The sequence below is a fragment of the Cryptocyanus atlanticus LEGE 06306 genome, from assembly GCF_056633155.1.
Map to the genome: position 1 here is coordinate 58,109 of NZ_JBSJOZ010000010.1, position 13,544 is coordinate 71,652.

Below are 13,544 nucleotides of genomic sequence, written 5' to 3' on the forward strand. Positions count from 1 at the left end.
GCCGGGGGCCGTCACAGTGCGCATTGTGCCGCCGCCACCCCCGGCAATCGGCCCCGGGCCAGCTGCTGTCGGGGGTCGAACTCCCGCTTGACCGCCTCGATCAGGGTGCGGGCCGGCGCGTCCTCCCAGGCGGGCACCCGCTGGCCGTCCGGCTGGAGCAGGACCGTGAGCAGGCCGCCGCGGGCGGCGCAGCAGCGGCGCAGCTCCTCCACCCGGTAGGCCGGCAGAGAGGCCGGTGCCCAGCCGTCTCCCAGACCACTCCCGCCACCGATCGCCACCGGCAGATCGCGCAGGGTCCGCTCCGCCAGCAGGGAGGCCGCCTGGGCGGGGAGCACCCCGAGGCGCAGCAGCCAGCCGGCCTCGGCCGGTTCCCCCAGGGCCACGGCCCGCAGGGCTTCCAGCCGTTCCGGATCCAGGGGCTGGCTGTGCAGCCCGTCCCGCTTGGCCTGGGCCCGGATCTCGAGGCACTGGGCCCGCAGGGCGGCATCACTGACGCTGGCCAGGCCCAGCAGGAGCCCCGGCAGGGGGTCGGCCCCGGCCCGGGCGGCCAGCGGCGCGCTCCACCAGTCGATCAGTTCGGGGGTGAGGCTGGAGCGGAGCAACCAGCGGCGCAGGGCGTCGAGTCCGTCAAGGCTGCCCTGGAGCAGCAGGCCACGGCGCTGGGGCGGCAGGGGCTGGGTGCGCAGGGTGAGTTCGGTGATCAGCCCCAGGGATCCCCAGCTCCCCGTGAACAGCCGCATCAGGTCGTAGCCGGCCACGTTCTTCACCACCTTGCCGCCGGCTCGGGCAGCGGTGCCGTCGGCCCGCAGCAACCCGATGCCCACCAGCTGGTCGCGGACTCCCAGATAGCGGTGGCGCAGCCCGCCGGCCATGCCGCGAGCCACCAGTCCCCCCACCGTGCCGGCGCCCGCTCCGTCGGCGCCGCTGCCCCAGGGCCAGTCCAGCGGGAGCCATTGATTTTCGGCCCGCAGGTTCTCCTGCAGCTCCCGCAGGGGGGTACCCGCTTCCACCGTCACGGTGAAGTCGCCGCTGGCGTGCTCGAGGATCCGATTCAGGCGGACGGTGCTCAGCTCGGTGGAGGTGTCGCGCACCGGCGGGCCCCAGGCCAGTCGGCTGCCGCTGCCGGCGGGCATCCACGGGGTGCCGTCCGCATGCAGATGCCGCACCAGGTCGGCCAGCTCGTGGGGCTCGGGAGTGATCACGGCACGATGGTGCCATGGACGCCCAGCCCGCCTCCAGCTTCACCCCGCCGCTGAAGATCGTCGTCATCGACGACGATCCCACCGGATCCCAGGCGGTGCACAGCTGCCCCCTGCTGCTGCGCTGGGACCACGCCACCCTGGTGGCGGGGCTGCGGGATCCTTCGCCGCTGCTGTTCCTGCTGGCCGATACCCGGGCACTGGAGCCGGCAGCGGCGCGGGAGCGGATCACCCAGATCTGCCGTGCCCTGCCTCCGGCGCTGGCGGAGGCAGGCATCGGACCGTGGCTGCTGGTGAGCCGGGGGGATTCCACTCTGCGGGGCCATTTCCCGCTGGAGATCGAGGCGATCGATGCCGCCCTCGGTCCCTTCGACGTCACGCTGCTGGTGCCGGCTTTCGTGGAGGGGGGGCGCACCACGGTCGGGGGGGTCCATCGGCTGCACGGCCAGCCGGTGCACCTGAGTGCCTTCGCCCGGGATCTCCGCTTCGGCTACGGCACCAGCCATCTGCCGGCCTGGGTGGAGGAGAAGAGCGGTGGTCGGAGACCGGCCGACTCGGTGGAGCTGATCGCCCTGCCCGATCTGGAGCCGTCCCGTGGGCAGGCCCTGGAGTCGAGGTTGCGGCGGTTGGGAGGCAACCCCCTCGTGGCCGTGGATGCGGAGTGCCCCCGACACCTGCAGGCCCTGGGGCGGGCGGTGCGGGCGGTGCTGCCGGAGCGGCGCGTGCTGGTGCACTCGGCCGCCAGCCTGCTGACGGGACTGGCCGATCTCCCCCCCCAGCCCCTGGCCCCCGACGCTCTGGCGGCGCTGCGGCGCGGAGCCGCGCCCGGGGCGGTGCTGGTGGGGTCCCATGTGCCGCTCACGGACAGCCAACTGGCAATGCTGCTGGCCGAACCGGCCTGCGCCAGGGTGGAGATCCCGGTCGAGTGGGTGGTGGAGTGCCTGCACGGATCGGCGGGCGACCCGGTCCGGCTGGAGGAGCGACTGGCTGGGCTGCACGGGGAGCTGCTGGAGCGGATGGTGGCGTTCTGGCTGGCCGGCCGCACACCGGTGCTGGCCACCAGCCGGGGGCTGTGGGGCGGACGAGATCCGGCCGTGAGCGGGCCGCTCGGGCAGGCCCTGGCGGGGCTGATGGCCCGGATCGCCGCCGACCTGCCGCCCCAGCTCGGGTATCTGATCAGCAAGGGGGGAACCACCAGCCAGACCCTGCTCACCTCCGGGCTCGATCTGGCATCGGTGCGGCTGGAGGGTCAGCTTCTGCCCGGACTATCGCTGCTCCGGCTCGGCCCCGATCACCCACGTTTCCCGGGGCTGCCCCTGCTCACCTTTCCGGGCAATCTGGGCCAGGCCGGCTGCCTGCATCGGGCCTGGCACTGGATGGAGCGGGGCCGGGCTCTCGCCGTGGAGGAGATCGCCTAGTCCTCCCGCTCAATGCCGCTCGCAGGCCTGACGGACCCGGGCCGAGATCCGCGCTTCCGGATCCACCCCTTCGAAGGTGGGCGGCAACCAGACCCGCACCACCAGCAGCACCGCCATCGCCATCAGGAACACGCAGACGGCCAGGATCTGACGCCAGTCGGTTTCCAGTACCCCCTTGACGATCACCTCCCGCAGGGCCGAGACGATCGCGATCTCCACCGCGACCCCGATTGACACCCGCTGCTCCTGCAGATAGATGATCAGCAACCGGAACAGCTCCACCAGAATGAGGATGAACAGCATGTCCGCCGTCACCGCATGAAATTGCAGCGTGGAGAACAGCGACCGGAAGATCGCCCACAGCTGCAGCACCATCACGCAGAACAGGCCGACGCAGAGTGAGATGGCGATCAGGTCCTGAACCGCCTCCAGGGACTGCACGATCTGAACGCGCCGGAACTGCTGGTGCCAGGGAATTCGGGCCGGTCTGGCCTGCTCCACGATGGGCTCAGGCCGTGGGGTGGACCCCTTGGGTGAATCGAGAATCGAGGTCTGCATGGGGGGTGTCCGTCGGGAGGGGGATGGTCATGGCTGTTGCGATGTGGGGATGGAGATCGCAGCTCCTTCAGTGTTGCTGTGATGCAAGCGGCTGACGCGGATCAGCGGTGTCGACCGCTGGGGCCTCGGCACCAGCAGATCCGTGTCTCCCAGGGAGCGAATCAGCCCTTCGGCTTTGAAGCGATTCAGGGATTTCGTCACCGTGACCCGGGTCAGTCCGGAGAGCTCAGCCAGGCCCCGGTGGGTGAGATTCATGTCAACCAGTGACAGGCGGATACCGTTGGAGTTCACACTGCCGAATGTTTCTCCGATCCAGACCAGAAGCTCCATCAGACGCTGATCGGCCGGCCGGATGCGGCCGATCAGTGTGAGCTGACTGAGCTGCCGCAACTGCCTGTGAACGCTGAGGTGAATCTCCTCCGCTGATGGCTTCGCTTCCTCGACAACCGCACGGGTCAGGCATCGAAGCTCGTGGCCGGATTGAATCCAGTCGGGCTGAACCAGGATCAGATCGCCTGGCCCCCACACGCCCAGGCTGACCAGTTCGTACTGATCGTTCCAGCAGGCCCAGCGGACATAGCCATCCTCAACCAGCCAATGGCGACTCAGGGGAATCTGGTCGTTGACGCTCAGGGAGAGGCGCAGTCTGTTCCCGGAGGTGTAGAACGGCATGGGGCAACTGATCCGTAGGTGAATGGAGGGTTGAATCGGTTGTGCAGAAGGATCATCCAAGCTCCTTGCCTGTTTGGACAGCATGGCCGTGGAGATCTGTGTTCATCCCAATTCAAGGAAATCGAACAATGTCGATCTGGTTTGGCGCGGATGGGTTTGGCGCAGATGGGTTTGGCAGTGGTGGAATTGGGGAGGCTGGGATAGGAGGCGGGGCAGTCGAAGCGTTTGCTCAAGAACTGGTCCTCCTTCAGAGTTGCTGAACCCTAGTTTCCCTTTTGCCGGACCAGTCGGTTTCATCCCACAGCATTCGGAATCCAGCCGATAAGTCGCGATGATGAGCCGCCGGGCTCATCCCCCTCCCCGGGCGCTGCGCTCCAGCAGTTGCACGGGATGGAGCACCGCGATCGGACGGGAGGTGCCGTCCATGAACTGGCGGATCTGCAGGCTGCAGCCGATGTTGGCGCTCACGGCCAGATCGGCACCGCTGGCGCTGAGATCGGCCGCCTTGATGCGGCCCAGTTCGGCGGCCTCCTCCGGTTGCACGAGGTTGTAGATGCCGGCGCTGCCGCAGCACACCCCCGCCTCCACCGCGTCCACGATGCGCACGTGCGGGATGTGGCGCAGCAGCCGGCGGGGCTGCTCACGCAGGCCCTGGCCATGGATCATGTGACAGGCATCGTGATATGCGAGCCGCAGGGGCCGCTCGGCGCTGGCCGGTGTGCCATCGGCGTGGTGAAGCGGCCGGAGCTGGGAGGCGAAGGTCTCGCTCAGGCCCACGCGCTCGAGGAACTCCTGGATGTCGGCCACCCGGTCGGTGAAGGCTCCGGCTCTGGCCGCCCAGGCGGGTTCGCTCGCCAGGATCGTGTCGTAGGACTTCAGGGTGTGGCCGCAGCCGGAGGCGGCCACCAGCACCGCGTCGAGGGGGGCGGTGCCCGCCGCCCGGCCGGGGCCGATCACGGCCTCGAAGCTCTCGATCAGGCGGCTGGCCAGGTCGCGGGTCTGTTCCAGTACTCCCTGGTGATGGGTCATGGCGCCGCAGCAGGTCTGGGCCGGCGGGATCACCACCTCGATGCCGTTGGCGCTCAGCAGCCGCACCGCCGCCTGGTTCACCTCCGGATCGAACAGGCGCTGCACGCAGCCCAGCACCAGCCCCACGCGGTAGCGCCGCGGCCCCTGGGCGGGCACCACCACTGGCAGGGTGTCGCGGAAGGCTTCGGGGGCGAGGGGCGGCAGCAGCCGTTCCATGGCGGCGATCTCCGGTCCGAACAGACGGGTGAGGCCGCTGCGGCGGGCCAGGCGCTGCAGGGGGGTGCCGGTGTAGAACCGCAGGGGCTGCAGCACCGCCCGCAGCCGGGCGGGGTAGGGCAGCAGCCGGAACAGGAGAGCTCGGAAACTCCGCTGCCAGGGGCTGCGCAACTCCGGCGCGTTCAGTTTCGGGCGGGCGGCCTCGATCAGCTCGTCGTAGCGCACTCCCGAGGGACAGGCGCTCACACAGGCCAGGCAACCCAGACAGGAGTCGAAATGGCCCGCCACCGTGGCATCGAGGCTGAGCTCGCCGGCTTCGATCGCCTTAAGCATGTGGATCCGCCCCCGGGGCGAGTCCATCTCGGTTCCCAGTACCCGGTAGCTAGCGCAACTGGGCAGGCAGAACCCGCAGTGGATGCAGGGATCGGCGGCGCTGGCGCGACCGGCCGCGCTGACGGCATCGGCAGCACGGACCATGGAGTCGGGGCCGGTGGATGGACAGCTCATGGCGTTCAGTCTGCCCGGCTTGCCGCCGACCCTGGGGGAGGCTTCGTCGAAGGCAAGGCGTCGAGCACCGGCCGCTTCAACCGCCGCACTGCCGTGTCGGTGAGATGGTCGTCGTCGGCCAGCAATGCCCTCAGATCAGTCAGCGAGCAACCCTTCGGGCAGATCCAACGCATCGGATCGATGAGGTGCACACCCGCGGGCAGGGTCCGGCGCAGTCGGGTGTTCATCCTGTCGGCGTCGACCGCTTCCTCCCGGAGAGCCTCCAGGCAGGTTGCATTCCACCGGGCCGGTCGGAACCATTCCGGCAGACAGGTGTCACGCCCGATCAGTCTCGGCCCAGCCCCGAGCAGGATGACCCGCAGGCCGGCCCCCTCGGTCTTGGCCGCAAAGGTTTCCAGGGCCTGGGCGTAGGTCGCCATCTTGCCCTGGGTGCCCCGGATCGGTTCACCGGATCGATCCAGGAAGCCATCACGGCTGGCCTCCTGGCCACTGGCCAGATGGCTCAGCTGATAGCCCGCCACCAGCACGGCGTCCCCGGGCCGGCCCACGGCCAGAATCCGGCTGGCGACCTTCCGCTGGAAGCGTGCACAGCCGGGATCGAGATGGCCGTGGGATGTGGCCGGGAACGGACAGCCGGCCTTGGCCACCAGGGTGATGCCCAGTCCTGCCTGGTGCAGATCGGCGGCCAGCGGAATCAGGGCCGCGGCGTGGCTGTCGCCCACGACGAAGAGTGTTCCGGCCTCGGCCCCGCCCTCCGGGGTGGGAGGGGCCGAGCAGGTGGTGAACAGCGCCTCGATCCGGCGGCCGTCGAGCCGGGCCTTGCGATCGGCCAGACACTCGAAGGCGGTGATGGCCGTGCCGGCGATGCGCTGCTTCTGCCGTTGCTCCGACAATGTGGCCGGCCGCTCTCCGGCATAGAGACGGCCCCCGAGCCCCCCGCCGATCAGCAGCAGCAGCAGGGTGGCGGCGGCGGCGTTGAGGCCGAAGCCGATCAGGAGGCTGCGCCGGTTCCTGGCGGCCCCCAGCGTCATGGCCGCTGGGGTTTCGATCCACCGGTAGGAGAGTTCGGCCAGCCCCAGCATCAGCAGCAGCTGAATCGGCACACTCCAGGCATGGATCCCGACCGTCCAGCGACTGAGGGCGATCACGCTCCAGTGCCAGAGGTACAGCGAATAGGAGATCAGACCGAGGCGCAGCACCGGTGGGCAGGTGAGGATCCGCCCGAGCGGTGATCCTGCCCTCAGGGTCCGGATCAGGGCGCAGGTCGCCGCCACGCTGACCAGCAACGGAATCGGGCCCTGCCCCTGGGGGGCCAGGGTCGCCCCGGCCAGGGCGAGCAACGCCCCCCAGGCCAGCCAGTCACCACCCCTGGCCCCGTCCTGATCCGCCCGCTGGCCTTCCCCGGCCACGCCCAGCAGACAGCCCACCGCCAGCTCCCAGATCCTGGGGCCCGGCAGGAAGAAGGCGGCGGACGGATCCAGTTCCCGCCGGTGCAGGAATAGGAGAAACGAGAGCGCGGCCACCACGGCCATCGCGAGGCGGAAGCGCCGGCGACCCGGGGCGCCGGTCCGGCCCAGACCGAGCTGCCAGGAGGCCAGGGGAAAGATCAGATAAAACTGATAGTCCACCCCCAGATACCAGGTCTGGGTGAAGGTGTTCAGCAGCCCACTGGAGCCGAAATAATCCGTGGCCTGCTGGAACAGAAACAGATTGGAGGCACCGGCCAGCGCCAGCAGTCCGGTCCAGAGCGAAGCGGTCGGATCAGGAACCACCAGGCAGGTCAGCAGGGCTGTGACGACAACACAGGCCGCCAGGGCCGGCACCAGCCGCTGGATGCGCCGGCGGTAGAACGCCGCCAGATGGGCCCCGCCGCTGCCGGCCGGTGGCTTGTGTTCCAGCGATCGCGTGCAGACGTAGCCGGAGATCACGAAAAAGACGTCAACCCCGACAAAGCCGCTTGGCAGCAGCGATTCGTTCAGGTGGTTGAGGATGACCGCCACAATCGCGACGGCCCGGAGGCCATCGATCTCGCCGCGGCGACTGCTCTGCTGCCGGATCTCACCGATCGCCTGCTGCCCATGGGAGGGCGACCCTACCCCGCACTGAAGCGAGTGATCACTGCCTCCGCGAAGCCCGAGCAACTCACCGGCTCCACCCGCGGCTCCATCAGCCGGGCAAGGTCATAGGTGACCTGACCGCTGGCGATGGCGGCGCCCAGGCCGGCTGTGACCAGGTCGGCGGCTTCCTGCCAGCCCAGGTACTCGAGCATCATCACGCCGCTGAGGATCACCGAGCCGGGGTTGATGCGGTCGAGGCCGGCGTGCTTGGGCGCTGTGCCGTGGGTGGCCTCGAAGATCGCCGCGTTGTCGCCGATGTTGGCCCCCGGCGCCATGCCCAGGCCGCCCACCACGGCGGCCGCCGCATCGGAGATGTAATCGCCGTTGAGGTTGAGGGTGCAGAGCACCGAGTACTCCTGGGGGCGGGTCTGGATCTGCTGGAAGATGCTGTCGGCAATGCGGTCGTCCACCAGCACCATCGCCTTCCACTTGCCATAGCCGTGGCTCTCGCCGATGGCCGCCAGCACCCCCTTCACCTCGCCGTCCACCGCCGCCTTCTTCTCGGGCGTGAGGCTGTCGTAGCCGGGCTCGATCAGGCGGGCGTTGTCCTCGATGGTGAGGCCATGGTTGCGCTCCAGGTTGCCCAGGATCCAGCTTTCCCGCTCGGTGATGCAGACCTCGCGGAACTCGCTGGTGGCCAGCTCATAGCCCCAGTCGCGGAAGGCCCCTTCCGTGAACTTCATGATGTTGCCCTTGTGCACCAGGGTCACGTGGCGCTTGGCCCCCTCCAGGCCGAGGGCGTGCTGGATCGCCTTGCGCACGTGGCGCTGGGTGCCGGCCTTGCTCACCGGTTTGATGCCGATGCCGGAGCCCTCCGGGATGCTCCGTTTGCCGAGCTTGCCATTGGCCGGGATCACCACGTCGTTGAGGTGGGCGATCAGCTCCACACACACCGGATCGCTGGCCTCCCACTCGATCCCCATGTAGATGTCTTCGGTGTTCTCCCGGTAGACCACCACGTCGAGGTCCTGGGGGCGCTTGTGGGGGCTGGGGGTGCCGGCGTAGTAGCGGCAGGGGCGCACGCAGCAGTAGAGATCGAAGATCTGGCGCAGGGCCACGTTCAGGGAGCGGATGCCGCCGCCGATCGGCGTGGTGAGCGGGCCCTTGATCGCCACGCCGTACTGCTCGATGGCGGTGAGGGTGTCCTGGGGCAGGTACTGGTAGGTGCCGTAGAGGTCGCAGGCCTCATCGCCGGCGAACACCTTGAACCATTCGATGCGGCGCTCACCGCCGTAGGCCCGCTCCACCGCCGCATCCAGCACCCGCTGGGTGGCGGGCCAGATGTCCACGCCGGTGCCGTCGCCGCGGATGAACGGGATGATCGGATCGGGCGGTACCACCGGCAGGCCGTTCTCGAAGCGGATGGCGGTGCCGCTGCCGGGGGGAGTGAGTTTCTCGTAGGCAACCTGACCGGGAGCCGGGCTGTCGGTGCGGAGGGGGGCCGGGGAGGTGGTCGCCATCGGCGGCAGGACGTTCGGGGTGAGACGGGACGGCGACCAGGGGTGGACCCGTGGTCATCCAACGACCATTTCGCGCAGCGGCCTGCGGGGCGCTGCAGCATGGGATCGTTGGGGCGAGCCTAGGTTCCGCCCGATCCGCCCTTCTGCTCAGGGGAAACGCCATGAATGCGGCAGATCTGGCCCGCAGTCCGGAGATGGCCCAGGCCATCGCTTCGGCCGCCGGTCTGTTGCGCCGCCATTTCCCCGATGCCAGAGCCAATCTCACCCCCTGGCGCGACGATCCGGTCACCCGTCGCTTCGAGGAGGAGGAGTCGGTGGATCTGGCCTTTCACTTCCCCGGTTGGAGTCCCCGGCTCCAGTGCCGCAGCCTGCTGATGCAGCTGCGGTTGATCGAGGCCCCGGGGCCCGCCCAGGGGCCGCCCCGCCTGCTGGGTGTGCTGATCAGCGGCATGACCTTCCAGGGGGAGCAGTGGCGCCTGGCCACCGTGGGGGACTGGCGACCGAGTGGCCCCAACCTGCCGAGGCCCGAGGTCGTGGAGAAGCTCCAGCAGATCTGCCGCGAGCTGTTCGCCCTGCTGGACCCTCAGAGCGACCGTGGGGACAGGGCCGCTTAACCCTTCGCAACCTGCAGCGACTCTGCTCTCCCATCGGCCCTAATTTGTCTGTTCGTCACAAACAGCACCCCCGTCGAGATGGCTGTCGCCCTTGCTTCTCAGTTGCGCGAAGGCACCAAGAAAGCCCACACGATGGCCGAGAACACCGGCTTCGTGACCTGCTTCCTCAAGGGGGTGGTGGACAAGATCAGCTATCGCAAGCTGGTCGCCGACCTCTATGTCGTGTACTGCGCCATGGAGGAGGAGATCGGCAAGCTCAAGGCCCACCCCGTGGTGGGGCCGATCGCCAGTGACGCGCTCAACCGCCGTTCCGCCCTTGAGCAGGATCTGGCCTTCTACTTCGGCTCCGACTGGCGCCAGCAGGTGCAGCCCACCCCCGGAGCCACCGCCTACGTGGCCCGCCTCCGCCAGGTGGCCCAGGAGGCCCCGGAGTTGCTCGTGGGGCACCACTACACGCGCTACATCGGGGATCTCTCCGGCGGTCAGATCCTCAAGGCCATCGCCCAGAAAGCGATGAACCTGGGCGAGCACGAGGGCCTGCGCTTCTACGAATTCGACGCCATCCCCGACGAGAAGGCGTTCAAGGCCAACTACCGCACCAGCCTGGATCAGCTGCCGATCGATCAGCCCACGGCCGACCGCATCGTGGAGGAGGCCAACCACGCCTTCCATCTCAACATGGTCATGTTCCAGGAACTGGAAGGGAACCTCGTGGCCGCCATCGGCAAGGTGCTCTTCGGCTTCCTCACCCGTCGCCAGCGGACCGGCAGCACCGAGCCCGTCGTCGCCTGAGTCAGAGTCGGGGCGGCTGATCTGCGCCCCTCCCGTGCGACCCCTTCGCTTCCTCGTTCCCGGCACCACCGGCAGGTTCCGTTGCGGTGGCCTTCAGGTCGAACTCCAGACGGCACAGCTGACCGCCTCGCTCCGGCCGACCTCCGTGGTGACCTACCGCCAGCGCGAAGAGGGTCGGCCCTATCTGGAGGATCTACTGGCCCGGGAGGCTCCCCCGGGTGAGGCCCTCTGGATCGTCAGCTGGGGTTTTGACGTGCCCCGGCAGCTGCGTCGGCTGCGGGGACGGCCCACCGCGTACCACGCCCACAGCAGCGGCTATGGCTTCGCTCTGCCCCCCGGCGTCCCGGTGCTGGCGGTGAGTCGCAACACCCTCGGCTACTGGGGGGACCGAGCCCCTCGCAACCCGCTCTATCTGGTGCCCAATGCCCTGGAGTCCCCGTGGCTGGAGCGGGGGGAGCGCCGGCCGGACCTGGCCGCCGCGGGACCGCGACCCATCGACGTGCTGGTGCAGGAGCGCAAGAGCAGTCCCTATGTCCTGGATCGGCTGGTGCCCGCCCTGCGCGCCAGGGGGCTGCGGGTGGAGGTTCAGCGCGGCTGGGTGGAGGATCTGGTCGGGCTGTGCAACGGCGCCGCCGTGGTGCTCTATGACTCGGCCGACTACTGGCGTGGGCGGGGCGTCAGTGAAGGGTTCGGATTGCCGCCAATTGAGGCCCTGGCCTGCGGTTGCGTCGTGTTCAGCAGCCTCAATCACGCCCTGGCCGACAGCCTCGATCCCGGACTCCTCGGCCATCAGATCGGCTGCGGCACCCTCGAGGCCGACCTGGAGCGGATCATGGCGGCCGTGGCCGACCCCGCCGCCTGGCTCCCCCCTCCAGAGCGGCTGGAGGCCCTGCTCGAGACCGGCTCGGAGCCGGTGCTGCGCCGGCGCTGGGAGCGGGCACTGCTGGAGATCGACGCGCACTGGAGCCGGCTCCTCCAGGGTCAGGCCTCGGCGCTGCGCTCTCCTCCTGGCTGGAGATTGTGGCTGAGGCAGGTCCGGGGGCGGCTAAGGCGCTGGCCGCTTCGGAGCGGGAAAGGAGGCCGTCTCCCATAGGGTTGGCCTGAACGTTGAGTCCGTCAGGCGATTGAACCCGCTCTCGAAGAGCCGGACGTACCGACAGCTGCGCACCCTGCTCGCGTTCTTGCCCCAGGAACGCATCAAACAGCTGAAGATTCTGGTGCCGCTGTCGATTCTTCCTGGCCTGATCGACCTGGCCTCGGTGGGAGTGATCGCCCGGTTGATGGGAGCGCTCGTCGGTCGCCCCCTGGAGGATCGCATCCCTGGTGTGCGTGTTTTCGGCGGAGATCAGATCGATCAGAGCCTCTGGCTCATCCTGCTGTTTGCGGTGCTGGCCTGGGCGGCCTCGTTCAGCAAGCTGGGGCTGCAGTTCTTTCAGCAACGGCTCACGGCTCGGGTCTGGATTGATCTGTCGAACAGAATCCACGCCAATGTTCTGGCCCAGGGCTATGAATATCATCTCTCGAGAAGCACGGCCAAATTATCGGCCATGCTGCTGAGCCATATCAAGAAAACATCCAACTCGGTGGTCAATCCCCTGTTGAAGATGTTCAGCAGCATCTTCTCGATTCTGCTGCTGTCCTTCGGCGTGCTGGTGATCGGTCGCTGGTCGGCCGTCGTCCTGATCGTGTCGCTGGTCGGCTCCTATCTGCTGCTGTCCCAGCTGATCACCCCCTACCTGCGCCATGCCTCCAAGCAGAAACTGCGGCTGGAGGCCCGTACGGCCCATATTCTGCTCGAGTCCCTGGGCTCCATCCGAGATATCAAGCTCACCGGTTCCGAGGCCTTCTTCCGCAAGGGGTTCATCGAAACCGGGGAGAAAGCCAAGGAGTACGCCTGGTCCGCCGAGCTGTTGCCGGTTGTTCCCCGCTTTCTGATCGAACCGCTGGGGATCACCCTGATCTTCGCGGTCGGGGCCGTTCCCGCCCTGCTGAACGGGAATCGCTCCAGCGTCACCGAAATCATCCCCTTCATCTCCTCCCTGGCGATTGCGGCCCTTCGCCTCACCCCCCCGCTGCAGGAATTCTTCAGCTCACTCAATCAGCTGCGAGGCGGCCTGCCGGTGATCGACAAGACGATCGAGTACCTGACGCTGCCCACCGGAAATCCCGTTCTGGGCGATCCGGGCGTTCCCACCCCCAGGGGTGTGATGCCCACGCGCACGATCGGGCTGGAGGATGTCTGGTATGCCTATCCCGGCGCCCACGACTGGGTGCTCAAGGGGATTGATCTCACCATTCCGGTGGGGTCCCGCGTGGCGTTCGTGGGGGCCACAGGCAGCGGTAAGACCACCACCGCCCAGCTCCTGCTGGCCCTGTTGAGCCCGGGGAAGGGGCACCTCTCCCTCGACGGAATTCCCGTCTCGAGCTTCGATGTGCCGGCCTGGCAGGCCTCTTGCTCCCAGGTTCCGCAGTTCATCAACCTGCTGGATGCCAGCGTGATCGAGAACGTGGCCTTCGGCCAGCATGCCGACGAGACTGATCAGGATTCGGTCTGGGCGGCCCTGGAGGCCGCCCAGCTCGATGAATTCGTCAGTGAACTGCCCTATGGCCTCCACACGCCGATCGGAGAGAATGGCCTGCAGTTGTCCGGCGGGCAACGTCAGCGTCTGGCGCTGGCTCGCTCGTTCTACCGCGGCTCGGAATTTCTGCTGCTGGATGAAGCCACCAGTGCCCTGGATAATCGCACCGAGAGTGATGTGATCGAGGCTCTGGATGTGATTGGCAGGCGGTGCACCACCGTGGTGATCGCCCACCGCCTCTCCACGGTGATGCGCTGCGATCGGATCTATGAGTTTCACCAGGGCCGGATCAAGGCGTTCGGCAGCTTCCGTGAGTTGCTGGAGCGTTCTGATTCCTTCAGGGATCTTGCCTCACTGGAGCGCAATCTCGTTGGATCCTGACC

Annotated in this window: 11 protein-coding genes; 5 read left to right on the plus strand and 6 right to left on the minus strand. The window is 68.1% G+C overall.

The features are described 5' to 3' along the window. Window positions 1–11: 11 nt before the first annotated feature. On the minus strand, window positions 12–1,202 hold the full coding sequence (locus ACWJI7_RS10985; RefSeq protein WP_479937927.1) for an FAD-binding oxidoreductase: 1,191 nt from the start codon (window positions 1,200–1,202) through the stop codon (window positions 12–14). Window positions 1,203–1,216: 14 nt separating this feature from the next. Between ACWJI7_RS10985 and ACWJI7_RS10990 the strand changes: the two genes are divergently transcribed. Then, window positions 1,217–2,617, plus strand: a complete 1,401-nt coding sequence (locus tag ACWJI7_RS10990) for a four-carbon acid sugar kinase family protein (protein ID WP_479937929.1) — start codon at window positions 1,217–1,219, stop codon at window positions 2,615–2,617. A gap of 9 nt (window positions 2,618–2,626) precedes the next feature. On the opposite strand, the gene ACWJI7_RS10995 is transcribed toward ACWJI7_RS10990, so the two are convergent. The 5 genes from ACWJI7_RS10995 to ACWJI7_RS11015 all read right to left on the minus strand — a co-directional run bounded on the left by ACWJI7_RS10995 (window position 2,627) and on the right by ACWJI7_RS11015 (window position 9,176). Continuing rightward, window positions 2,627–3,175, minus strand: a complete 549-nt coding sequence (locus ACWJI7_RS10995; protein ID WP_479937931.1) for a phosphate-starvation-inducible PsiE family protein — start codon at window positions 3,173–3,175, stop codon at window positions 2,627–2,629. Between the two features lie 27 nt (window positions 3,176–3,202). Further along, window positions 3,203–3,847, minus strand: a complete 645-nt coding sequence (locus ACWJI7_RS11000; RefSeq protein WP_479937932.1) for a Crp/Fnr family transcriptional regulator — start codon at window positions 3,845–3,847, stop codon at window positions 3,203–3,205. A gap of 348 nt (window positions 3,848–4,195) precedes the next feature. Continuing rightward, entirely contained in the window at window positions 4,196–5,569 is a 1,374-nt protein-coding gene (locus ACWJI7_RS11005; RefSeq protein ID WP_479937934.1) for a (Fe-S)-binding protein, read from the minus strand. A gap of 35 nt (window positions 5,570–5,604) precedes the next feature. Continuing rightward, window positions 5,605–7,740 (minus strand): acyltransferase family protein, encoded by a 2,136-nt coding sequence (locus ACWJI7_RS11010; protein WP_479937936.1) that lies wholly within the window; start codon window positions 7,738–7,740, stop codon window positions 5,605–5,607. Then, on the minus strand, window positions 7,692–9,176 hold the full coding sequence (locus tag ACWJI7_RS11015) for an NADP-dependent isocitrate dehydrogenase (protein ID WP_479937938.1): 1,485 nt from the start codon (window positions 9,174–9,176) through the stop codon (window positions 7,692–7,694). The genes ACWJI7_RS11010 and ACWJI7_RS11015 overlap by 49 nt, the downstream gene beginning before the upstream one ends. 161 nt (window positions 9,177–9,337) lie before the next feature. Here ACWJI7_RS11015 and ACWJI7_RS11020 point away from each other — a divergent pair, with 161 nt between their 5' ends. The 4 genes from ACWJI7_RS11020 (at window position 9,338) to ACWJI7_RS11035 (ending at window position 13,542) form a co-directional block, all read left to right on the plus strand. After that, entirely contained in the window at window positions 9,338–9,790 is a 453-nt protein-coding gene (locus ACWJI7_RS11020) for a hypothetical protein (protein ID WP_479937939.1), read from the plus strand. Between the two features lie 78 nt (window positions 9,791–9,868). Continuing rightward, window positions 9,869–10,582 (plus strand): biliverdin-producing heme oxygenase, encoded by a 714-nt coding sequence (locus ACWJI7_RS11025; protein WP_479937940.1) that lies wholly within the window; start codon window positions 9,869–9,871, stop codon window positions 10,580–10,582. Between the two features lie 34 nt (window positions 10,583–10,616). Further along, on the plus strand, window positions 10,617–11,675 hold the full coding sequence (locus tag ACWJI7_RS11030; protein ID WP_479937942.1) for a glycosyltransferase: 1,059 nt from the start codon (window positions 10,617–10,619) through the stop codon (window positions 11,673–11,675). 88 nt (window positions 11,676–11,763) lie between these two features. Continuing rightward, window positions 11,764–13,542, plus strand: coding sequence for an ABC transporter ATP-binding protein (locus ACWJI7_RS11035; protein WP_479937944.1), 1,779 nt, complete (start codon window positions 11,764–11,766; stop codon window positions 13,540–13,542). Window positions 13,543–13,544 lie beyond the last annotated feature (2 nt).